Origin of the sequence: Variovorax paradoxus (assembly GCA_016806145.1) — a bacterium.
Classification (GTDB): Bacteria; Pseudomonadota; Gammaproteobacteria; order Burkholderiales; family Burkholderiaceae_C; genus Variovorax.
Genome location: CP063167.1, coordinates 1,064,392 through 1,086,230 on the forward strand (window position 1 = coordinate 1,064,392; position 21,839 = coordinate 1,086,230).

General features: G+C 63.4%; 22 protein-coding genes and 2 pseudogenes. 14 read left to right on the forward strand and 10 right to left on the reverse strand.

Annotated elements, in window-relative coordinates; genetic code table 11:
• Nucleotides 1–21: 21 nt before the first annotated feature.
• Complete coding sequence (locus INQ48_35930) at nucleotides 22–453, reverse strand: hypothetical protein (GenBank protein ID QRF62874.1); 432 nt, start codon at nucleotides 451–453, stop codon at nucleotides 22–24.
• A 499-nt stretch (nucleotides 454–952) separates the two neighbouring features.
• On the opposite strand from INQ48_35930, the gene INQ48_35935 reads away from it, so the two are divergent.
• Together INQ48_35935 and INQ48_35940 are read left to right on the forward strand one after the other, a co-directional pair.
• A complete protein-coding gene (locus INQ48_35935) occupies nucleotides 953–1,741 on the forward strand; it encodes a ParA family protein (GenBank protein ID QRF63112.1) in 789 nt (262 codons plus the stop codon).
• Nucleotides 1,738–2,646, forward strand: coding sequence for a ParB/RepB/Spo0J family partition protein (locus INQ48_35940; protein ID QRF62875.1), 909 nt, complete (start codon nucleotides 1,738–1,740; stop codon nucleotides 2,644–2,646). The genes INQ48_35935 and INQ48_35940 overlap by 4 nt, the downstream gene beginning before the upstream one ends.
• Nucleotides 2,647–2,960: 314 nt before the next feature.
• On the opposite strand, the gene INQ48_35945 is transcribed toward INQ48_35940, so the two are convergent.
• From INQ48_35945 to INQ48_35955, 3 genes are all read right to left on the reverse strand, one after another.
• A complete protein-coding gene (locus INQ48_35945) occupies nucleotides 2,961–3,293 on the reverse strand; it encodes a hypothetical protein (protein ID QRF62876.1) in 333 nt (110 codons plus the stop codon).
• A gap of 190 nt (nucleotides 3,294–3,483) precedes the next feature.
• Entirely contained in the window at nucleotides 3,484–3,876 is a 393-nt protein-coding gene (locus tag INQ48_35950) for a hypothetical protein (protein ID QRF62877.1), read from the reverse strand.
• Between the two features lie 264 nt (nucleotides 3,877–4,140).
• Nucleotides 4,141–4,629: a hemerythrin domain-containing protein gene (locus tag INQ48_35955; protein ID QRF62878.1), complete on the reverse strand. Its 489-nt coding sequence runs from the start codon at nucleotides 4,627–4,629 to the stop codon at nucleotides 4,141–4,143.
• A 339-nt stretch (nucleotides 4,630–4,968) separates the two neighbouring features.
• On the opposite strand from INQ48_35955, the gene INQ48_35960 reads away from it, so the two are divergent.
• Nucleotides 4,969–5,292: a hypothetical protein gene (locus INQ48_35960; protein QRF62879.1), complete on the forward strand. Its 324-nt coding sequence runs from the start codon at nucleotides 4,969–4,971 to the stop codon at nucleotides 5,290–5,292.
• A gap of 479 nt (nucleotides 5,293–5,771) precedes the next feature.
• On the opposite strand, the gene INQ48_35965 is transcribed toward INQ48_35960, so the two are convergent.
• The 3 genes from INQ48_35965 to INQ48_35975 form a co-directional block, all read right to left on the reverse strand.
• The gene (locus INQ48_35965; protein QRF62880.1) at nucleotides 5,772–6,638 is read right to left on the reverse strand and encodes an alpha/beta hydrolase; all 867 of its coding nucleotides are present in this window, start codon (nucleotides 6,636–6,638) and stop codon (nucleotides 5,772–5,774) included.
• A 95-nt stretch (nucleotides 6,639–6,733) separates the two neighbouring features.
• Complete coding sequence (locus INQ48_35970; protein QRF62881.1) at nucleotides 6,734–6,982, reverse strand: GlsB/YeaQ/YmgE family stress response membrane protein; 249 nt, start codon at nucleotides 6,980–6,982, stop codon at nucleotides 6,734–6,736.
• A 337-nt stretch (nucleotides 6,983–7,319) separates the two neighbouring features.
• Complete coding sequence (locus tag INQ48_35975; protein QRF62882.1) at nucleotides 7,320–7,772, reverse strand: YXWGXW repeat-containing protein; 453 nt, start codon at nucleotides 7,770–7,772, stop codon at nucleotides 7,320–7,322.
• 239 nt (nucleotides 7,773–8,011) lie between these two features.
• Between INQ48_35975 and imuA the strand changes: the two are divergent.
• Both imuA and INQ48_35985 read left to right on the forward strand, forming a co-directional pair.
• A pseudogene (gene imuA / locus INQ48_35980) lies at nucleotides 8,012–8,875 on the forward strand (translesion DNA synthesis-associated protein ImuA).
• A 138-nt stretch (nucleotides 8,876–9,013) separates the two neighbouring features.
• Complete coding sequence (locus INQ48_35985) at nucleotides 9,014–9,421, forward strand: hypothetical protein (protein ID QRF62883.1); 408 nt, start codon at nucleotides 9,014–9,016, stop codon at nucleotides 9,419–9,421.
• A gap of 978 nt (nucleotides 9,422–10,399) precedes the next feature.
• Here the strand turns inward: INQ48_35985 and INQ48_35990 are convergent.
• Together INQ48_35990 and INQ48_35995 are read right to left on the reverse strand one after the other, a co-directional pair.
• A complete protein-coding gene (locus INQ48_35990) occupies nucleotides 10,400–11,539 on the reverse strand; it encodes a sensor domain-containing diguanylate cyclase (protein ID QRF62884.1) in 1,140 nt (379 codons plus the stop codon).
• A gap of 804 nt (nucleotides 11,540–12,343) precedes the next feature.
• Nucleotides 12,344–12,844 carry a response regulator transcription factor gene (locus INQ48_35995; protein QRF62885.1) on the reverse strand — a complete coding sequence of 167 codons (501 nt, stop codon included), beginning with the start codon at nucleotides 12,842–12,844 and terminating at the stop codon, nucleotides 12,344–12,346.
• A 483-nt stretch (nucleotides 12,845–13,327) separates the two neighbouring features.
• Here INQ48_35995 and INQ48_36000 point away from each other — a divergent pair, with 483 nt between their 5' ends.
• The 4 genes and pseudogenes from INQ48_36000 to INQ48_36015 all read left to right on the forward strand — a co-directional run bounded on the left by INQ48_36000 (nucleotide 13,328) and on the right by INQ48_36015 (nucleotide 16,224).
• A complete protein-coding gene (locus tag INQ48_36000; protein QRF62886.1) occupies nucleotides 13,328–14,020 on the forward strand; it encodes a hypothetical protein in 693 nt (230 codons plus the stop codon).
• Nucleotides 14,021–14,087: 67 nt separating this feature from the next.
• Nucleotides 14,088–14,690 (forward strand): annotated as a pseudogene (locus INQ48_36005) (hypothetical protein).
• Nucleotides 14,691–14,983: 293 nt separating this feature from the next.
• Nucleotides 14,984–15,328 (forward strand): hypothetical protein, encoded by a 345-nt coding sequence (locus tag INQ48_36010; GenBank protein ID QRF62887.1) that lies wholly within the window; start codon nucleotides 14,984–14,986, stop codon nucleotides 15,326–15,328.
• A 206-nt stretch (nucleotides 15,329–15,534) separates the two neighbouring features.
• Complete coding sequence (locus tag INQ48_36015) at nucleotides 15,535–16,224, forward strand: response regulator transcription factor (protein QRF63113.1); 690 nt, start codon at nucleotides 15,535–15,537, stop codon at nucleotides 16,222–16,224.
• A 280-nt stretch (nucleotides 16,225–16,504) separates the two neighbouring features.
• Here the strand turns inward: INQ48_36015 and INQ48_36020 are convergent, their stop codons facing one another.
• Nucleotides 16,505–16,948, reverse strand: coding sequence for a universal stress protein (locus INQ48_36020; protein QRF62888.1), 444 nt, complete (start codon nucleotides 16,946–16,948; stop codon nucleotides 16,505–16,507).
• 105 nt (nucleotides 16,949–17,053) lie between these two features.
• Between INQ48_36020 and INQ48_36025 the strand changes: the two genes are divergently transcribed.
• The 5 genes from INQ48_36025 (at nucleotide 17,054) to INQ48_36045 (ending at nucleotide 21,835) form a co-directional block, all read left to right on the forward strand.
• Nucleotides 17,054–19,378 (forward strand): cation-translocating P-type ATPase, encoded by a 2,325-nt coding sequence (locus INQ48_36025; protein QRF62889.1) that lies wholly within the window; start codon nucleotides 17,054–17,056, stop codon nucleotides 19,376–19,378.
• Entirely contained in the window at nucleotides 19,378–19,515 is a 138-nt protein-coding gene (ccoS, locus tag INQ48_36030; GenBank protein QRF62890.1) for a cbb3-type cytochrome oxidase assembly protein CcoS, read from the forward strand. The genes INQ48_36025 and ccoS overlap by 1 nt, the downstream gene beginning before the upstream one ends.
• A gap of 65 nt (nucleotides 19,516–19,580) precedes the next feature.
• The gene (ccoN, locus tag INQ48_36035; GenBank protein ID QRF63114.1) at nucleotides 19,581–21,020 is read left to right on the forward strand and encodes a cytochrome-c oxidase, cbb3-type subunit I; all 1,440 of its coding nucleotides are present in this window, start codon (nucleotides 19,581–19,583) and stop codon (nucleotides 21,018–21,020) included.
• A 9-nt stretch (nucleotides 21,021–21,029) separates the two neighbouring features.
• A complete protein-coding gene (gene ccoO / locus INQ48_36040; GenBank protein QRF62891.1) occupies nucleotides 21,030–21,671 on the forward strand; it encodes a cytochrome-c oxidase, cbb3-type subunit II in 642 nt (213 codons plus the stop codon).
• Between the two features lie 26 nt (nucleotides 21,672–21,697).
• Nucleotides 21,698–21,835 (forward strand): CcoQ/FixQ family Cbb3-type cytochrome c oxidase assembly chaperone, encoded by a 138-nt coding sequence (locus tag INQ48_36045; protein QRF63115.1) that lies wholly within the window; start codon nucleotides 21,698–21,700, stop codon nucleotides 21,833–21,835.
• The last annotated feature ends 4 nt before the right edge of the window (nucleotides 21,836–21,839 follow it).

Genomic DNA, 21,839 nt, shown 5'->3' on the forward strand with positions numbered 1-21,839 from the left:
GGATATCACGAGTGTTGAAGTTCATGTGCCACTTTCTTTGTTTCTCACGCTGGGCGGAACAGGGGACAGAGATCCCGCGGGCGGTGGCGCCGATGCGTCCGCGCTGCCGATGCGTTGCTGATACACGTCCCACCAGCGCGCGGGTGCTGCCGCATCCGAGCGGCGCGTGGTGGGCTTGGTGTCGGTCGACGGTGCACCGTCCGCGTTGCGCCGCCGTGGCGCCGACGGGCCTTCTTGAGAGACTGCTGCGAGCTCTCGCTCAAGTGCGACGAGGTCTCCGAGCGCGCGTGCGCGCTCGAGTTCGACGTCCGCCGCGCCCTCGGCATCCGCGGCTTTGAGGCGTGCCGCGTGACGGCGAGCCAGAACCTCGATGGACGCTTTGGTGTTCTGGAGCTCCTGCCTGAGGATGGCGACGCGCTCGCTGTCGCGTGATGCCTGCACGACGGGCAGCACGACGGGCTCGGCGCTGGCGGATAGGCAAGCCAGTGCAGCGAGGATTGTTCCCAGGAGCGTCTTCAGGAGCGCTCCTGGAAACATCCGAAGGCGCTTTCCTTGGCGCGTTCCTTGGCGCGTTCCTTGGCGCTTTCCTTGGCACGTTCCCTGGGGCGTTTCTGGCCATGCCGTCAAGCGCGGTGCCGAAGATGCCTTCGCTACGCGCGTATTGCATCGCATGCAACGCTGGATGGGCCGTTGCACCCCAGAAGGAGGGTTCGAGAAGTTGGTGGAGATTTGCATCCGGTGCAATGTCTGTGCGCGAGGGCTACCACGCCACTATCAGTTCGGGTAGTCATCGGCCGGGCACCTCTGGTCTCCAATGCGCACCTTTGCCGGCAGGCGTTCTCGACGCCGTCGACCGGCGTCGACGCACGGGTCCTTTCAGGCCGGCGAACTGCTCCGCACGCTGCGGTGGCTGCACGCTTGCGTCGAACAAACCTTCGACCAAGGGGATGGCATGGGCAAGGTGGTGGTCTTCAGCAATCAGAAGGGCGGGGTAGGGAAGACCACGCTCGCGGTGCTTTACGCGTTCTGGCAACGCGAAAAGCACGGCAGATCCGTGTGCCTCATCGACCTTGACACGCAAGGCAACGCCTCCAAGACCCTGCGTGCACATGCCCAGGGTGTGGGCGCAGCCAGGCTTTTCGCGCAAGAGACCGAGGTGAAGGATCAGCTCGCAGGAGAAGGCCGGCTTGCATTGGCGCCGGCCTCGAAGAACCTTGCAGACGTCGAACTCGCCAAGGCGGAGGTTGCCATCCCGGTGTTTCGCCGGAACGTCGAGGCTCTGAGCTCGCTGTTTGACGTGGTGGTCATCGACACGCCACCCGCGCTCGGCTTGCGAATGAGCGCCTCACTGATCGCCGCCACCGATGTGGTCTGTCCGATCGAGTTGGAGGAGTACAGCATCGATGGCGTGACCGACATGCTCAAGACGGTCTTCGGTGTGCGGCAGCGCTACAACCCTCAGCTGCGCCTCGCCGGCATCGTGCTCAATCGCTTCAACCCTCACTCCGTGCGGCAAAAGGCAGCGATGCGGCAACTCGTCCAAAGCTTTGCCGAATACATCGTTCCCGCACACATCTCGACGCGCTCGGCCATTCCGGAAGCGTTGTCGCAGGGTGTGTCGGTCTGGGCGCTGGCCAAGGGCTCAGCACGTGACGCGTGCTTGGAGGTAAGGGAGGTCTTCGAGCTGCTAGAGCGTCGCATGGACGCGCAAGACATGGCATCTTCGGGCATGCCATCATGAAGGACATCAAGCCACTCGACCTCAGCGGGCTCCACAAGTTTCGGGCTTCCGAGCTTCTCGATTCAGCTGGCATTGCAAGTGCGCTGCAAGCGCCCCTGGAGATCGCGCTCGCGTTGATCGATCCCGATCCCGACCAGCCGCGTCGTCGCGTTGGCGAGCAGGCTCTGGTCGAGCTGAGCGAATCGATTCGTGTGCACGGGGTGCTCGAGCCGGTATCCGTGCGAGCGAACCGGGCTGCAGCTGGACGCTATCTGATCAACCGCGGCGAGCGGCGCGTGCGTGCCGCTCGACAGGCAGGCTTGATCACGGTGCCCGCCTTTCTGGACGATCGAGCGGACCCCTTCGCTCAGGCGGTGGAGAATCTGCATCGCGAGGACATGTCCCCACTGGACCTTGCGCTGTTTGTCCAACTGCGCGAGGCCGAGGGAATGTCGCGCGCGGACATCGCTCGCAGGCTGGCCAAGTCCCGATCTTTCGTCACGGAGGCGGCCGCGTTGAACGATATGCCGCCGCCGCTCAGGCAAGCGATCGACGAAGGGCGCATCGGCCTTGACCTTCGTGGCCTCTACCGACTTGTGACGGCCTGGCGCCGCGCGCCAGAAACGGTGGCGGCCGCCTTTGAGCGAGACGCTCCGACCACCCGCGCGGAGGTTGAAGCGATGCTGGCCACGCAGGAAGCGCCAGGGCCTGCTCCGACGGAGAAGGTCGAGCGCTCTGTTGCCCGGGCGACAGCGACGCGCAGCGCGGGCCGTACGGTGCTGGTGGTTGAACACGGCGGGCGCCGGGGGACATTGCGCATCAAGGCCCACGACGCCGACAAGGGCGAGGTGCGCTTTGCCGACGGTAGTCATGCGGCGCTGCCACTGAGTGAGCTGCGCTTGGTGTGCTGGGCGGCGCAGGAGTAGTGATCGCATCGCAGCGGCTGATTGGCATTCCATCCGGCGCCGGCCGAAGCAAGCAATTTTCCTGGGAGCGGGAGCGCTCGACCTCCGAGCAGTCGCGCCCCCCTCAGAACGTTTGCGTGCCTTGGACACCCAACGAGCAATGAGGCGTCCTCAGCGAAGGGGCACCGACTGCTTGAGTGCACAGGCAATCCACGCGTTGCCATCAGATGATCCGGCACTTGCAGGCGCCGAGCCGCCGTCCTCTCTTGCGAGCGGAGGCCCTTCGCGGCTATCGCCCGCCATCTTTAAGCTGCCGGCGCGGCGGTGCAGGCGGCTCAGCCTTGGGGCTCAGCCCTGGATTTCTTTCGTTCGATGGGCGTCGGATTTCGCCCCCTGTAGCGTTCCCACCAGTACAGGCCTGGAAGGGCGATGGCATGAGCGGCGGCGCAGGCGAAGCCGATGACCATGACGATGACGGCTAGAAATGGGAACACCGCGATTCCGATGAAGGTTCTGAGCACACTCATAGGTGGAGAAAGGCGCAAAGTTTCTCTTGAGCCGAGGCCGATTCCGTAGGACGCTTCCGCTGCACTTGCGGCAAGGACGTCGATGCTGGAACTTCTTGGCGCGGCGGGCCAGCAGTTGGCGACTCTGACATCGGGCTTCAAGAGCCAAGCGGTGCGGTTCGGCCGCTAGCCGCATGACTCATTTTGACGACGGGCAGACGCTTGCTTTTGCGGGGCTCGGTGGCTTGTCCGCACTGTCGTGCGGCGGGTGGCCCGGCGCAGGGGGGCGTGCGGCGGCACTCGCCGATTTGCTGGAACGGGTGGCCGGACGCCACCGACGGTCCAGCGGGCATCAGTGCCGCTGGTTGAAGCTTGCGGTGCTGTCTTTTGCCTTGGACCACGGCGCAGGTCGATGCGATCTCGGATGGACGCGAAGCCTAGATGCATAGTCGACCAGCGCTTTGTCGACCGCATCCTTGGGAAGCAACTGCACCTTTGCGCAGTTTCCACACTGGTAGGCCTCTAACCACGGGAACACTCGCATCCAGGGACGGCGCTCTACGCTCTTCAAATGGACGATGCTGCAGGAGCAGCTGTTGAGAACTGTCATGCTTAATCCGAGGGTATGGGTGGAGCCATCGATTGTCGCATTTGAACGGGGAATTGCATACCATCCGCCGATTTCTTGGGCGAAGGGTCGTGTTTGTGACTGCTCGGTTATATTTTGTACGTAGAGTATCGGCATGCGCCGAGTGCGTTGTTGCGTGAGACGGCGCTCCTGCGGCGGGGAGCTTTCAGGCGATCGAGTGAGGATGCTTCGACGCCTGGAGCGTGGAGCCTGGACGACTTGTGGCCTCGGTGGAGGGGCGCGCATTCAGGCGAGTGCGTCTCGCGGTGCGTCAACATGCTCAGCGACGCAGCCCCGCAGGCTTGCTGGATTGTTTAGTGGCCCATGCATGGCTCAAAAGAAAGCCCGCCGAAAGGCGGGCTCTTGGGGGCGCGACGAAGCTCATGCGCCGGCCATCACCTCGGCCATCAATTCTTCCTTGCGCGCCATCAACTGCTCGCGCATGGCCACGAGGTCCAGACCCTTGGCGGCACGGGCCTTCGGGAACATCTCGTTGCGCTCTTCCTTCACGTGGTGGTCGATGTACTCGCCGAGCACCTTCACCTTGGCATCGAACATCTCGTCGATGTCCTCGGCTTCCTGGATCTGAGCGATGAGATCCTTGGCGCTCGCGTGTTCGACCTCAGCCTCGTCCAGCAAGTCGGTCTCCTTGATGGCCTCCCGCACCGCGGGGTAGAAGATTTCTTCCTCGAGCTGGGTGTGTACTGTGAGTTCTGCGCAGATCTGCTGCACAAGCTCGCGCTTTTGTGCGGTTGCGCGGGCCGACTTCGAGCTGGCGAGTTCGTCGTAGGCGGTGAACATCTTCTTGACGTTCTTGTGGTCGGTGTCCAGCAGGCTGCAGGCATCGGGCTGGGAACGCTTCGTGGTCATGGCATAGCTCCTGTGATATGGGTCATGGGGAGCTCAAGATCGGATCCTCGTCTCGATAGGGCCGTAGGCGATAGGCGCATCGCTTCGCCAGAATTCTCGACAGCCCGCCAAACGCTATAGCAGTTAGAAAGGCCCGATTCGTTGGTGCGACAAGCACATCGGATCCCGAGAGCACTTGCGTTCGGCCAAGATGCGCTGCGCCAGGCGTGCGTGGGCACCGCTGCAACGGCGAATGAGGCTGAGCGGGGTGATTGCGGATCGGCTCTTGAAGTTTTTCGCGGCTGCCGCTAAGTTGAACCCGTCGAAGTTTGGGTCAACGAAAAGGAGGCTTGTTTCACCATGAACTTGCTTCAACAGATCGCGACTTCCCGTCTGCCGATGCCGATCTATCGAAACGAAGAGCTCGATCAACTCCGCATCTTGCGGGCTGCCGGCCTTGTCGTTGCGGTCCTTCCCGATCGTTCGGATTCGCCAGGCCGTTCCGGTGAGGGCGTCGCAGCGCAGGTGCTGGCCGTGACGCAGAAGGGTCGTGAGGAATTGGCTCGATTTGAGTATCCCGGCGCTCGGGCGCCGCTTTGGCGACAGCGCATGCCCCGCATCTTCACGCGGCACCGCACGACGCCGCCGTCCTCGAGCACCTCTTCGTCCGCACGCATGCAGTAGCGCAGCGCCCGACCTGCTGCCTTTCTCGGCCGCAAGGGGAACTGCCTAGGGCGGAGTCAGCGTGCTTTGGTCATGGGCGGTCCCCTTGGGGTGCGAACCCGTGTAGCGGGGGCGATCCGCGATCTGCCTGCGGCGCTCGAGGAAGATGGGTTTGAGAGCTTTCGGCCCGCTGGCGAGGAGGTTTGTCCGGCAGCGACTTGTTCGAACCGAACGCGCCCCGCAGACACGGAAGGCAGTGCGGTCAGCGCATGAGGAGGCCGCTCAGGCGAGGGTGATCAGGCATCGCCGTTTGAAGGCTCCGGAAACCGTCGAGCGCGACAGAAAGCAGGTTGATCAGCTGCGCGGGCGAAGGGCTTTCGTCCCTGCGGATGCTGCGCTGGCGGTCATTGAGACACGCGGTGAAGGGTGGGTCTGTGCAGCAACGCTGCCGAAGCGGGCAACGACGTGTATCCCGGGCGGGTGGCTGGCGTCGCGCGCTGTCAGCTCGCCGGAGAAAGAAATTCGATGAGCGCCGCATTCACTCGCGCGGGCTCCTCGTGATGGAGCCAGTGTGTGGCCTTCGCGAGCCGAACGATGTCCGCGTCTCGGCAAAACGGCAAAGCTGCGGCGGCAAGCCCCGCCTCAAGCGCGGCATCCGCTTCGCCCCAGATGATGCGCACCTTCGCGTCGATCAAGCCTTGCTGCGGCCGCGCGAGTGGCAACGCGCGATACCACCGCAGCATCGCGGCGACCGCTCCCGGCTGCGCCCAAGCCTCGCGATAAGCGCGCAGTTCGGCATCCTTGAAGGTGTGGGGTCGCGCACTGCGCGTGAGTGCCGCCTCCAGCAACGCGAAGTTCCTAGCGGCAAGCGCTGCCTCCGCAACAAAGGGCACTTGGAAAAAACCGATGTAGCTGCTGCGCAGTATCTGAAGGGGATGACTGAGCGTGTACAAGAACATGCTCGCCGGGTGAGGCGCGTTGAGGATGACGAGACGATCGACGGCCGTCTTATCGCGAGCGGCCAGATGCCAAGCCACCATACCGCCCCAATCGTGGCCCACCAGACTGAACCGGGGCGCCTGGAGGTGCTGGGCAAGTTCGCGAATGTCGTCGGCCAGGGTGTCGAGAACGTAGGCGGAGATCGAACCGGGTTTGTCCGAACTCCCGTACCCACGCTGATCAGGAATAGCGACGCGAAAGCCTGCGTCGACCAAGGGCTCGATCTGCTTGCGCCAAGCACCCCAATATTCCGGGAAACCATGCAGCAGGATGACCAGAGGGGCTTCCTCGCTTCCCGCGAGTGCCACGTGCAAGGCGATGCCGTTCACGTGGATGGTGCGATGCGTGGGAGTGGCTAGGCTCGACATGGTTCGTTTCGATCGGCAAGGCAGGGTGCGGGTGTTTCAAGCCGGCCTGCCCTGCCTGCCTTTATGTGTGCGCCTGCTGCGCGTATTGCTTCGGTTCAGGATCGCTTGCGAACGGCGCCGTAGATGGCCAGCACGATCACTGCACCGACGACGGAGGCCACGAAGCCTGCTCCAGCGCCCGCTTCATACCATCCCAGAGCGCGTCCGAGATATGTCGCGAGCAGGGCGCCGACGATGCCCAGAACGGTGGTCCAGATGAAACCAAGAGCTTGACGCCCAGGCATGACAGCACGCGCAACCAGGCCTGCGACGAAGCCGATCAAAATGGTCCAGAGGAGTGACATAAGCAGTTCGATTTTGTGGAGGAATAACAAGCGCGCGGTTCAATCGCGCCCATGTGATCGCTGCTATGCCCAGGGCCTACGCAGAGCCCGGAGCGATGCCCCGGGGACCCGGGGACTATTGCCGCGACGAGAGCAACGTTGGGGCCAGCCGGCGGACTTGCTTGTAGGCGCGATCCGAGAAGCGGGTCGGATGTCAAATCTCCTGCCCAAGCATCTGGCTGGCAGACCCTGAGACGGCTGCCAAGGGTTCGCGTTCTCTACGGTTTGTCGACGCCGCGACGCGGTGCTCGATTCGGCATCAGCAGGCATATTGCCGGCATGCGCCCACAGGCCCTGCTCAGCAACGGCCCTTCTTGGCTTGTCCCGGCGGGCAGTGGTGCGGCCCGTGTTCATGGTGGCGATGAGCGTCCGAATCGCGACGACGCTCGTGCCTCTCACGATGCTCATGACTCTCGCGCCAGCCTTCACGCCGTCGCCAATTCCCTTCGGTCCAGCGCCAGCCTCCCCGGTCCTCGATCCAGCGACCCGGTGCGTAGTCATAACCTGCGCGGGCCTTGGCCCACCGACCTGGACGCCAGACGTAGTCGTGACCATTCCAGGCCCACCGTCCCGGTACCCAGACAAAGCCGCCTCGTGGCGCAGGAGGCGCTTCATAGCGCGGCGCAGGCGGCGCCGTGATGACCAGACCAGGTACGTTGATGTTGACGGAGACCTGTGCGGTCGCAGCTGGACTGATGCCGAGGAGGGACAGGGCGCCTGCCAGGGCAAGTGCATCGAGATGGAGTTTCATGGGCTCAGCGGTCCTCGTTGGTGGGTCTTCGTTTTAACGCCAGCCCCGTGCACGTGGTTGTCGCCACGCGGGCAGGGCGGTGCGCAGCCTCCCAATGTAGCCCGATGATCCCTTGCGACACAGGACACCCTCGGGCACGTATGCCTTCGCCCGAAAATCCCGGGTAATTTGTAAACATTCTTGCTAAGCGGGCAGAGGCTCAAGGATTCTGTATTTTCATACAGTATATGGAGCCCAGCATGGCCGCCTCCCTGTCGTGGGTGGGTGGCGACGACCCACCGCCCGCCGCACTCCCCTTCCCCCTGCCCGCGTCGCCTTCGCCTGCTTCTCGCGACCCGCAAAAAGGCCCTTTGATGCTTCCCCATGCGGTGGAATCCGCGCTCTGGCGGGGAGACGCCCTGGGCAGCCCGGTGACGCGTGTTCTCAGCAGCGGCTTCAAGGCACTGGATGCGCAGCTGCCGGGCGGCGGGTGGCCCTGCGATTCGTTGACCGAGGTGCTCCAGGTGCAACCGACCGTCCTCGAGTGGCGTCTTCTGGCACCCGCGATGCGCTCCCTGGTTGCGCAAGACAAGCAGATCGTGGTGGTCGGGCCGCCCAAGGCCCCGCATATTCCAGGACTTGTCCATCTGGGGCTCGACGAACGGCATCTGGTGTGGATCCACGCGGACAAGCCGGTCGAGCGGTTGTGGGCCATCTAACAACTGCGCAAGGCCAACGCCGCAGGCATGGTCCTGGGCTGGGTGCCGCAGGCGCGTCAGGAACAGATCCGGCGGCCGCAGGTGTGCGCCCAGAGCTGCGACGCTCCGGTAATCCTTTTTCGCCCGGCTGCGGCCGAGCATGAGGCCTCGGCCGCGCCTCTGCGTCTGCAGGCGCGTTTCGGCATCGACTGGGAGCTGCGGTTGCACCTGATCAAGCGCAAGGGGCCGTCGCACGATACGGAACTGAGCCTGCCCTCGATCCCCGGTGACCTGGGGGGAATCCTCACGCCTCGCCTGAAACGCCCGAGCCGCCTGATCGCGGCGCGCCATTCCAGACGTTCCTCCCATGCTGTGGGCAGCGCTTCTCCCGGACAACCTGCCGGACGGTCCGAAGCCGCGCCCTGAGGCGCTCGACGGTCTGGCGGCCTGGTGCCTGCAGTTCACACCGCGCGTTGCCGTCCTCGACGCGCTTCTGACCTGTCCCGGCGGGGTCATGGAATTCGGGAAAAAAGCCTGCGCCTGTTCGGCGGAAAGCGCAGGCTCGTGGAGCGGGTGCGCGAGGAATGCGTGGATCTTGGCGTACGGCAGCTGGCTTGGGCCACCACCAGCCGGGCGGCGCTCGCGCTCGCGCGAGCAGGCCTGTCCAACGGCTTCGCGAAGCGCTTGGCGCAACTGTTGGACGCGTTGCCGCTGGAGACGCACACGCAGGTCGCCGCGCACCAAGCCACACTGGAACGCCTGGGTTGCCAGACCTTGGGACAGGTCAGAGCATTGCCGCGCGGCGGCCTGAGCAGGAGCTTCGACACCCAGTTGCTCAGCAACCTCGATCAGGCGTACGGCTTGCGTTCCGACGCGCATGCCTGGGCGCGGTGGGGCGAAACTTTCCATGCGAAGCTCGAGCTGATGGCGCGGCAGATGGCCGGGTGGCTTCTGGTACGGCGCTCGGCGTGACCGCTTTCACGCTGCGCTGGTGCCATGACGCCATGCGCTCCAAGGCGGCAGGCGATAGCGGCGAAATGACGGTGTGCACGGCCCCCGCCACGCGCGATGCCGAGCACCTGATGCGGCTTCTGGCCGAGCATCTGGCCAAAGGCCGAGCTGCTGGCACCGGTGAGGGACCTCGAGCTGGTCGCCGCCGCGGTGCATCCGCTGGAGGAACAGAGCCTCTCGATGCTGCCCGACAAAGCTGTCGAGCGAGCGCCTGGCGCCCGAGCTCGAGCGCATCGCCGCGCGCCTGGGTCCGGACCGCGCGTTGCGCCCGGTCCTCCTCGATGACCACCGGATGGAATGGATGTGTCGTTGGCGCCCGGCGCCCGAGCCCGCGCCACGCATCCGATGCAGGCCGCCCGACGTGCCGCAGCCGACCTTCGCGCTGTCCCAACCACTGCGTCTGGCGGTTCAGGACAACCGGCCGATCTACCAGAGGGTGCAGCACCTGCTGGCCGGGGCACACCGTGTGGAGGGCGGCTGGTGGGACCGCACCTCCTGCGTGGAGTCGAGTAACCACGACGGCGCCTCCGCGGCCGACGCTGGGCCAGAGACGAGTGCAGCCTGGCGGGCGTGGTTCGTGCCCATGTGGCTGCCAAGGAGCACGACCTGAAGCTGCTGATCGGCAGCCAGTTTTGGATCGACGTGTACGCACGGCGCTGACGGTGATGATCGCGCAGACGATCTCTCAATGCTGAGAACGATGTCTTTTGCAGTTTTTACCAAACGAGGGGGCTGGGCTCGGCATTGTTGATATCGAGGTACCCCCGGGATGGTCTGCGCGATTCATCGCCGGAATGACGCGTACTCCCGACGAATGTAGCGCGGCGCAGTCGTCGCAAACGAGCACTTGCCCTGGTTGGGTGCGGAGCGGCCGTTGTTTCGTCAATGGTCGATGGCTGAGCGGTCCGCCGCGGCGCACGCCGCTTGACGCCAAACCGATCAGGACCACCCGTCAAACTGCCGCACGCAGTTGCGGCCGTCACGCTTGGCGACATACAGCGCGCGATCGGCGCGCGTGAGCATCACGTTGGGAGAGCCTTCTGCGTCAGCCGTCGCGGTCGCCACGCCGACGCTGGCGGTCACATGAGCGGCGGGCCACGCCGCGTCCTCGATGGCGCGGCGCACCTGCTCGGCGCGTGCCCGCGCCGTCTCGGCGTCCACGCCCGGCATCACTGCGCAGAATTCCTCGCCCCCGAAACGCGCGACAAGACCATCATTGCCGATCTGGTCGCGGATGATCGCCGCGGCCTGCACCAGCACCCGATCTCCGACTGGATGGCCGTGTGCGTCGTTGATGCGCTTGAAGTGATCCAGGTCGATCATCAGCAGGCTCAGCGGCGAACGCTCGCGTGCATGCAGATCCCAGGCCGCATGCAGTCTCCGATCCAGGCTTCGCCGGTTCCAAAGCGACGTCAGCGGATCGGTCATGCTCTCGAGCTCCAGCCCGGCCATGGCCTGGCGCAGTTCGAGTTGTGCGACCACCTGCCGGGCCAGCGACTGCAGCGCCTTGCGTTCGGCGGCCGACAGGATACGCGGCTCGCGATCGATCACGCAGACGGTGCCGATCGGCAGGCCGTCGGCCGTTACCAGCGGTGCCCCGGCGTAGAAGCGGATACCCGGTTCGCCCGTCACGAGCGGATTGCCGGCGAAGCGCGGGTCAAGGTGGGCATCTTGCACTTCGAACACGAGATCCGGCTGCAGGATGGCGTGGGCGCAAAACGCGAGCTCGCGCGGCGTCTCGCTCGCGTCCAGTCCCACGCGCGACTTGAACCACTGGCGGTCCTGGTCGATGAGCGAGATGAGGGCGATCGGCGCCTTGCAGACGGCCGACGCCAGTGTCGTCACGTCGTCGTAGGCTTGCTCTGCGGTGGTATCGAGCACCTGGTAGCGGTGCAGCGCCGCGAGGCGTTGATCTTCGTTGAAGGGTTTGGCGGCGCCGGTCGTCGGCGGGGCGGTGACCGTGCTGGAGCCCGGGTAGTCCGGAGCAGCGGCTTCAGTGTGATTCAAGATCGATTCCTCATTGCTGGGCGCGCTGGAGCATACGTCCCCGGTTGATGACTCGCATCGTACAAGCGCCATCGAGCAACCTCAAAACGATACGGCTCCATCGCCGACTCGCTATCGCAGCCGCGTCAGGCCGAGCAACATGGCGCTCGGGGTCTGTGGTGCCGCCGGCCACGGTAGGAAGCGGATTGAGGCCCCAAACGAACTCAGGAGCAGTCGTCGCGGCAGGCAATGAACGACCTCGCGCGTCGGAAGTCTGCATTTGATCCTGCCCTTACGTTCGTCTGCATAGACGGCGTTTTGATTTGATCGATTGACTTGCAGGTGCAGTTTGCTGATGGGTCAAACGAAGTGCTGCCGCTTAGCGAGTTGCGGCTGGTGTGCTGGGCCGTGCAGGAGCAGTGAATCTCAAGCTGCGCGACAAGCGTTAGATCCCAGGCAACGAGAAAGCGAGACATGTAGAGCGGTGCGTTCTAGACGTTGAAGGACGCTGAGCGCAGTGTCGCCTGCCCCTGAGGTCAAGTGGCGCGTGCGCAGAACGCGCGCAGACAATTCTTCGCGTGAGCCTGCATCGTTGATCTCACTCAGTGCGCTCGATGGAATGGCGCTGCGTTGCCATTTGCGGCGAAGCGGTTGATGACGCGGGAACTCCTGCCACCTGCATTGCCAGTAGGTTGAATTTATGTTCCTCGCCCGTTCGCTCTGCCTTTTCGTGCGCGAACGGCGCGTGCGGTAGGTAGCGTCGATCGGGGGATGCGGTCAAAACGGGCGTAGGCGATCGTGCAGTTCGTCTCGGTGGCCGTAGCAAACGCTGTTAGACGGGAGCGCACCACTTAGGCTCGGATTCGGACTGCGCATTTTCGAAGCGCGCAACGAGCGTCAGGTTTTTCCGCCTAGTGCAACTCCCAGCAACTGCCGTGTCACTGAAGGCGAAATTGCTGCGCCTCCGTTTGCCACTTGCAGCACGGCGTCAGCAATATCTCTGAACCACGAGCTCTTTGTCAGGTAGCCAGTTGCGCCCAGGCGCATCGCTCGCAACGCGTCCTCCGGTTCCTCGCTAGAAGACATCGCGATGATTTCGGCGATTGGTCGCCGAGCGCGTGTGGCGGCAATGAGTTCCAGGCCTTGCTCTCCATCGAAATCAATATCTGCCACGAGGACGTCAAAGCTTGCAGTACCGATGAACCTACGAGCTTCGCGCGTGCTGCCAGTCTGGGCTGTGAGCAGAACGCGCGGGTCTGCAAGCAGCTCTTGCGCCAGTACTTGGCGCAAACCGGGTTCGTCAACGACCAACAAGACACGTACGGGTTCCGTAGCCTGAACGCGTCCGAATTCCGGCCAAAGCCGATGCTTGGCGTCGCGAGGCGTCTGCGGAGTCATGGCGTAGCGACTTGAGCCAAAGCCGCTGCGCAAGGTGCGTCGGCGCCTGGAGCGAGAGTCATGTTCACCTCATCGCGAGAAGTTCTAAAAACCCGATTGCTTGCCAGCAACTTAGAACAACGGCGACATACTTTGAATACAGAAGTACAAATATTTCAGTTGTTGCAAATTGGTACATGGCATCTCGAAACCTCGCACGCCGGAGGAGGCTTGGCCGTTTTTTCTTGTGTCCAGAGGGTTCGTCGCGTGTCATTTGGCGCTTGATGGGCTGGCTTTCGTAGTGCCCTGTTACGGCGATTTGCGGCAACGCCCAAGCTCCCGAAACTGGCCCCGACAGAACGATGAAGGCTCGGGTGCCGCAAAAAGGGACACGGTTTATCCAGCGTTCTGGCAAGGGACCGACGCGGTGGAATAGGCCATCGCGGCGCGCTCCCGATCCGTACTCGGCGGCTCCGAGCGTATTCCGGACTAAGGAGAATCCTCATGAAGAAGACTGTGATTGCAGCGGGCGTGATCTTTCTGGCGAGTGTTGCCTCTGCCACCGTGGGCAGCTCCGCCATTGCGGCGACCTCCACCAACACCAACGCCTCGAGCGCAACGACTGCCGGCGCAAGCAGCTCGGGCAACGGCGCGGCCCTGAGTTCGAATTCCGCGAGCTCCGGTGCGGGCGCTACCGCCACCGGTTCCAGCGCGAGCGGCGGCAACATGTTCGGCAGCGGTGGCATTGCCGTCGTGGGAGGGAAGGCCCAGACCACCGGGTCGGTTAGCAGCCTGGCCGCCACAACCGGCAACGGTGCGGCGCTCGGCACGGCGCAGGCGACCGCTGGCGCGGGCTCCGCCGCCAGCGCGGGCTTCAGCGTCAACAACTCGCATCCCGTGAGCGGCGGCGCAGCGGGCGGGGCCAGCTCCTCGACCAACAACCAAGCAGCCACCGCGGCTGGACCCGGCGGTGGTCTCGCCATCGTGACGAACACCTCGGGCACCACCTCGAACTACGGAGCGAGCGCAGTGGCCACGTCGGGCTTGACCAACAACACCAGCACCACGGCGAATGCGACTTCGATGGGCGGCTCCTCGGGCCTGGTGAACGTGCACTTCGGTAACGCCGGCACGTTCACCAACGGTGGCGGCACGTCCGGCAGCGCCGGCGCGTCCTCGGGCGCAGTCGCACCGTAAGGGCGCGCCAACCGTGGCAATTTGGGGAGGGTGCTCGCGCCTTCCCCACTCAAATCGGCGGTTCCCCATGAAAAAAGCATTTCTTCTGGCCTTGATTCCAGCGGCCATGGGTGCCACGGCACAGACGGCCAACAACAGCTCAACCAGTTCGGCGACCACCAACGCGCAGGGCAACACCCAGGCAGTGGTGTTCAACAGTTCGGCGCCTTCGGAGACGAACGCGCGGATGACGTCGACTTCGACGAATACACAGAACGTGGTCAGCAGCGGCACCACGCGGACGATCGTCGACAACCAGGGCAGTTACACGGTGCGAAACGTGCCCTCCGTCAACGGTCCCAACCTGACGACAAGCAATGACACCTGTATGGGAAGTACCAGTGCCAGCGCCAACGGGGCGGGCGTGGGGCTGAGCTTCGGGACCACCTGGACAGACGAGCACTGCAAGCGGTTGAAGATGAGCCGCGAACTCTGGAACAAGGGCATGAGGGCCGCCTCCCTCGCGATGGACTGCATGGATCCGTCGGCCATGGCGGCGCTCGAGATGACCGGAACCCGCTGCCCGCAATCGATGACGGCGGCCGAACGTGTCTCGGCGTTTGGACCGCAGGCCTCGCCGCTCGGTGCGGCGCCAGCGCTGCCTGTGGCTGCTGCGCCCGCGCAAGCGCCACTGACGACCTTTGCGGCGCAAGTGTCGTCAGGGTCGGAACAAACCACATCCTCGGTTCAGCCTGCGCATGCTGGGCAGGGCGGGCAGGGCGGGCAGGGCGGGCAGGGCGGGCAGGCGGCGACCATTCCAGCGTCGGGGTCGCAGGTACCCGGCGAAACGCCCGACCTCGTCCTCACGCTCGCAAAGGCGATGCCGGTGGCCCGCAACGATTTGACTGTCAATGCGCTCGACGAGCCCGCGCTTTTGGGTCTCACGCGGGCGACCGCCGATCGTACGGCCGTGGAGCTGCCGCGATGAATGCCGGTCCCCTCGCCATCGCCATCGTCCTCGCCGTAGCGATCGCAGCTGGTTACGCGAAAGCCGCGCCTCGTGAGCCACAGCCTGGCACCGATTTGGAGGTCGAACGCATGCTTCTGGGAAGCGGCCTGCAGAACGCGAGTGGCAGCGAGCCCGCTCAGCCGGTCGGCGACTACGGTGTCTGGCACGTGCCGCAATTCATGCCGGGCTATCCGACCTCAGCAACCCTGTGGCCGCGGGTCATCGAAGTGCGTTGCATCGAGCGTCAGTGTGAGGGCTATGCGCTCCCACCCGAGCTGGGTCGCACTGAGTATCTGTTTGTGCGTCCAACACCCAAATAGGGGGCCAGCACAAGAGGTGGTGTGCTTAGGCTTTTTGGCGTATTTGAGTGACAGACCAGTATCTAAGACCAAAAATGAATATATCTATAACGCACTTAGACGGGGAATTGCACGTGCCTGTCAACGACCGCCTTTCGCTCGAGTCCTATCCGGGCAGCCCGCGGGGCCAAAAAACTGAAGCTGTGCCTGTCTCTCCAGTGTTTTGGATGTGGCCAGACTTCCTGAGTGGGCAGCTCGAGCGACCGGTGCGGGTCCTATTGGTGGACGACAACCATGCTCGCCGCTTGGTGTCCAAGGACCTCGCGCTTGATCAGAGAATCCTCGTGGCCGGGGAGACCGGAAGCCTGTCTGAGGCACGGCGTTTGCTGTCGCAGCATGAATTTGACGTGTTGATTCTCGACATTCGGCTAGACGGTGGGAGTGGGTTCGAGCTCATCGAGCATGCCAAGCGGCGCTCACGAACCTTGGAGGTGATCGTCAACTCCTCGCTGGAGGACGAGCACCATATCCTTCACGCTTTCGAGCTTGGCGCATCCGGCTATCTTGTCAAGAACTCCTGGCAGCACCACTTCGCGCAAGCCGTGCTTCAGGTTGTCAATGGGGGTGCCGCGATCTCGCCCTGTCTGGCCAGGCGGCTATTGCTCAAGCTCGCGGACGAGCACCATCCGCCGTTGATGAAGCCGCGCGTTGCGCAGGCGATCGAAGAACCCTTGTCTGCGCGTGAATGTGAGGTGCTTCGTTTGGTGGCAGCAGGGAATGTGACCCACGAAATTGCTCAAGCTCTGTCAATCAGTGGCCAGACTGTCTGCGCACACATAAAGAGCATCTACCGGAAACTGCGGGTCCACACCCGTGCTCATGCTGTGGTCGAGGCATCGAGCCGAGGGTTACTTTAAAGAGCTTGCTGCGAGTTCGCAGGACAAGCCGCACGCGGTGTGCTCCGCGATGAAACCGGGGTGCAGGAAGCGCGGAATATCGTGAGGGGGAACAGGGTTCGCTGTTTCTGTAGTGACGTTCCGTTCACGCGCGACTTGGCGCGCGGTTGCGGCGCGCCCAAGCGGAGAAGTACGCGAAGGTACATACCTCCCAGCGTTTGAGCCGTTTTACCGCATGGAATTGCTCTGAAGCACTCCCTCCACGAGCCTCAGTCTGCAGACCGCCTTGGTGGATGCGCCGTCAGCGCAGTACGAGTACCGGCACGGTCGTCTGAGTCAAGACGTGTTGAGTCTCGCTTCCGAGCAGCAGGCGCTGCAAACCCCTGCGCCCGTGCGACGCCATGACAATCAAGTCGCTGCGGTGCTTGCGCGCGGTAGCGATGATGGATTCCGCGACCAGATCCGAGTTCATCGTGACTGTCTTGGCGACCACGCCTTTGTCGCATGCTTGACTGGCGATGGAATCCAGCATTCCCTGTGCTTTTTCCGCCCACTGCCTCTCGATCCTGCCAATTTCTTCCGCCGAAAAAGTGGCCGCGCCCTCAAGAAAGCTTTGCGGATAGCGGGGAATGACATGCAGTACGACGAGATCGGCATCGCATTGTGCCGCCATCTCAACGGCGCGTGACACGGCCTTCTTCGATAAGGGAGAGCCGTCGGTCGCGACAAGTATGCGTTGGAACACGATAGATGCAAAAGGGAGAGTTGCACTCGAGCCTAGGGGGCACTTCTCGCACACGGCTTGATCCAGATCAACTCGCACGCATTGCAGAGCCTCTAGTCTTGAATGATGCAAGCCAGCATCGCCTCTTTGCCCATCAACTCCGAGGTCTTGATCAAGACCTCTCAGGCATGGGAGGCGCTTGACGATCAGCAGGAATGGACCGAATTCAGCGACAGGGTTGCGATCGATCCGAAGGACGATCGCTGGACCTCACAAGTCATGGTCGGCGGCATGCGTTGCACCGCGTGTGGATTCAGCGTCGAAGCCGTGCTTCGTGCACTACCGGGCGTGCTCGAAGCCCAGGTCAATCCGGCCAGCCGGAGAGCGCGCATCGTATGGGTGTCTACCGTTACCAAACCTTCTGTTTGGTTCGAGGCTTGCGCCGCGGCCGGCTATCCATTGCTGCCAGCAAGCCCAACATCGGTACACGGTGAGAATGCGCGTGAACTGCGCAACGCCCTGTGGCGGTGGCTGGTATCGGGCTTGTGCATGATGCAAGTCATGATGTATGCCTACCCGGCATACATCGCGAGGCCCGGCGAGATGTCATCGGACGCGCTGGAACTGCTGCGCTGGGCATCCTGGGTTCTCACGCTACCCGTGATGCTTTTCTGCTGCGGTCCGTTTTTTCGCAGTGCCTGGCGCGACGTGCGAGCGGGGCGGATCAGCATGGAGCTCCCAGTCGCCTTTGGCGTGGCAATCACATTCGCCGTCAGCACGGCCGCGACTTTTGACCCGAATGGCTCCTGGGGCCAGGAAGTCTATTTCGATTCGCTGACGATGTTTGTCTTCTTCCTTCTCACAGGCCGTTGGCTCGAGGCGAAGCTAAAGACGCGGACTGCCGGCTCGCTCGACGCGCTGTTGCACCGATTGCCGGACAGCGTTGAACGCTTGAGCGGCGATGAGCGATGGCAGCGTGTGTCACCTCGACGACTTGTGGTAGGCGATATCGTGCGAGTGTGGCCCGGCGAAGCCTTTCCGGCCGATGGCCTGCTGGTCGACGGCGACACCAGCGCAGATGAGGCGTTGCTTTCCGGCGAGTCGCATCCGGTTCCACGCGGGCGCGGAGACCGCGTGCTTGCGGGCAGTCATAACATTTCTGCGCCAGTGAAAATGCGTGTGGAGCGTGTGGGAGCTGAAACGCGCTTTGCAAACATCGTGCGGCTTATGGAACGTGCGGCGCTTGAGAAGCCGCGGCTCGCTCGCTTGGCCGATCGATTCGCATATCCGTTTTTGTGGGGGGTACTGGTATCAGCCGTTGTCGCTGCCGCGTTGTGGTGGTCCGATGGTCCAGGCAAGGCATTGATGGTGGCTGTATCCGTGTTGGTCGTCACCTGTCCGTGCGCATTGTCCCTTGCCACGCCCGCGGCCATGTTGGCAAGCGCGGGTGCCTTGGCGCGTGCTGGAGTACTGACGGCCAACCTGCAATCCCTGGAGACGTTGGCGAGCGTAGACACTGTCGTTTTCGACAAGACCGGCACACTGACCACCGACACGCCTCGGTTGGAGCGTGTGTACTGTCGCCAAGGGCTTCTCCCTGGCGACGCGCTAGAGATTGGCGCGGCCCTGGGTAGCCTTTCTCTGCATCCCGCCGCTAGGGCCTTGGTAAATGCATGGTCAGCTCAGTTCCGAAATCCACCGCAGTGGGAGCTGTCCGGAACGCTCGAGATGGCGGGGCAGGGTGTGCAAGCCAGTCGTCGGCGCGCGAACTCAAATTTTTCTTCAAATCGTGAGATCAAGACACGGCTCGGATCGGCGACGTTTTGCACCGTGCAGCCGCTGCAGATCGATGGAATGCAGATCCATCTGACTGATGACCAAGGGTGGATGGCAAGCTTCGTTCTGTCCGAGAACCTGCGCGCTGATGCAGCGCAAGCCGTCGCTGCCTTGAAGCGCCAGGGCATTTCGGTACGCATGCTGTCGGGAGATCAGGACGCTTCCGCGCGAAGGGCGGCAGCGCGTGCGGGTATCGCAGCGGTGCAAGGTGAATGTACGCCGGAAGAAAAGCTCAATGTCCTCTGGCGTCTACAGGCCGAGGGCAGGCGCGTGGCCATGATCGGTGACGGCTTGAACGACGGACCGAGCCTCGCTCGAGCCGATGCGTCGTTCGCGTTTGGTGAGTCGGTTCCGATGTCGCGTGCAAAAGCCGACTTCGTCGTCCTGGGCGATGAGCTGATCAAGATCCCCGACGCGATCGCACAAGCGCGACGCACGCTGCAAGTGATCAGGCAGAACCTGGCCTGGGCGGCAGGGTACAACGCCATTTGCGTTCCCGTCGCGATCGGGGGTTGGCTCCCGGCGTGGCTTGCAGGACTTGGCATGGCAGCGAGCTCCCTTGCAGTGCTGCTGAACGCCTCAAGACTCGCACTAGCGCGTCAAGCGAAGGCCTGATGGAAATTCTTTTCCTCCTCATCCCGCTGTCAGTCGTGCTGGTGCTCGCGATTCTCGGTGGGCTATGGTGGGCTATCGAGCGTGGCCAGTTTGACGATGTCGACGCAGAGGGTGAACGCATCCTGCACGTCGATTGATTTGGATCAAGCCTCGAAGGCGGCCCCGCGCGGAAACTGCCCGCAACTCAATCAAGGGCACGATGATGCAAGCACCGATAACACCCGCCGTGGAATACGACGACACAGTCGTGCGGCAATTTGCGCTGATGTCCGTGGTGTGGGGCGTGGTCGGCATGCTGGTGGGCGTGGTCATTGCCTCACAGCTGACATGGCCCGAACTCAATCTTGGCGTTCCATGGCTCAGCTACGGGCGCTTGCGACCATTGCACACCAACGCAGTTATCTTCGCGTTCGGTGGCTGCGCGCTGATGGCCACAAGCTTCCACGTGGTCCAGCGCACCTGCCAGGTGCGGCTCTTCGCACCCAAGCTCGCGTCCTTCGTCTTCTGGGGCTGGCAGGCGGTGATCTTGGCTGCCGCCATCAGCCTGCCCATGGGCTACACCAGCGGCAAGGAATACGCCGAGCTGGAGTGGCCGATCGACCTGCTGATCGCGTTGGTCTGGATAGCCTACGCCGTCGTGTTCTTCGGCACCATCGGCATGCGCAAGGTGCGCCACATCTACGTGGCCAACTGGTTCTTCGGCTCTTTCATCATTGCGGTGGCGTTGCTGCACATTGTCAACAGCGCTGAGATTCCGGCGGGCTGGATGAAGAGCTACTCAGCCTACGCCGGAGTGCAAGACGCGATGGTGCAGTGGTGGTACGGCCATAACGCCGTCGGCTTCTTCCTCACGGCGGGCTTTCTCGGGATGATGTACTACTACATCCCAAAGCAGGCAGGCAGGCCGGTGTATTCGTACCGGCTGTCCATCGTGCACTTCTGGGCACTGATCTTCACCTACATGTGGGCGGGCCCGCACCACCTGCACTACACAGCACTGCCCGACTGGACCCAGTCGCTCGGCATGGTGTTCTCTTTGATCCTGCTGGCGCCGAGCTGGGGCGGCATGATCAACGGAGTGATGACGCTCTCGGGCGCCTGGCACAAGTTGCGCACCGACCCGATCCTGCGCTTCCTCATCGTGGCGCTGTCGTTCTACGGCATGTCGACTTTCGAGGGGCCGATGATGTCCATCAAGACCGTCAACGCCCTGAGCCACTACACCGACTGGACCGTCGGCCATGTGCACTCCGGCGCGCTCGGCTGGGTGGGCTTCATCACCATGGGCTCGCTCTACTACCTGATCCCACGCATGTACGGCCGTACCGCCATGTACAGCACGAAGGCCATCGAGGCGCATTTCTGGATCGCCACCGTCGGCATCGTGCTGTACATCGCGGCGATGTGGATCGCCGGCGTGATGCAGGGCCTGATGTGGCGCTCCATCAACCCCGACGGCACGCTCACCTACACCTTCGTGGAGAGCGTGAAGGCCACCTTCCCGTTCTACCTGGTGCGCGTGATCGGCGGCGTTCTCTACCTCAGCGGGATGCTGCTGATGGCCTGGAACGTCTGGATGACCGTCATCTCCGGCCTCGCGGTGCGCGCCGAGATCCCGCCCCCCGCCATGGCCCATGCCTGAGGACGCACGATGAACCAGAAAACCTCCGGCTCGAGCTCCAGCTCCAGCGGCTTCACGCACGAGAAGATCGAGACCAACAACCTGCTGATGATCGTGCTGATCCTCGTCGTGGTGGCCGTGGGCGGCCTCGTAGAGATCGTGCCGCTGTTCTTCCAGAAGTCGACCACCGAAGCGGTGCAGGGCATCAAGCCACTCACGCCGCTGCAGCTCGCCGGGCGCGACGTCTACCTGCGGGAGGGTTGCTACAACTGCCACTCGCAGATGATCCGCCCCTTCCGCTCGGAGACGCTGCGCTACGGCCACTACTCGGTGGCGGGTGAGTTCGTCTACGACCACCCGTTCCAGTGGGGCAGCAAGCGCACCGGGCCTGACCTGCACCGCGTGGGTGGCAAGTACAGCGACGAGTGGCACCGCATCCACCTGAACAACCCGCGCGACGTCGTGCCCGAGTCGAACATGCCGGCCTACAGCTGGCTGGAGAAGACCCCTGTCGACGCCGAGGCGCTGCCGGCCCACATGCGCGCGCTGCGGCGCGTCGGCGTGCCATACACCGATGAGCAGATCACCGGAGCTACGGCAGAAGTCCGAGGCAAGACGGAGATGGAAGCCACGGTGGCCTACCTGCAGTCGCTGGGCCTGGCCCTCAAGTAAGCAAGGCGGCAAAGGAACCAACCATGATCGACCTCACAACACTGCGGATCACCGCCACAGTCGTCTGCTTCGCGCTCTTCGTCGGCATCGTGATCTGGGCGTACTCGCGTCGCAACGCGTCGCGCTTCCAGGAAGCGGCCCGGCTGCCCTTCGAGCAGGACTGAAGGG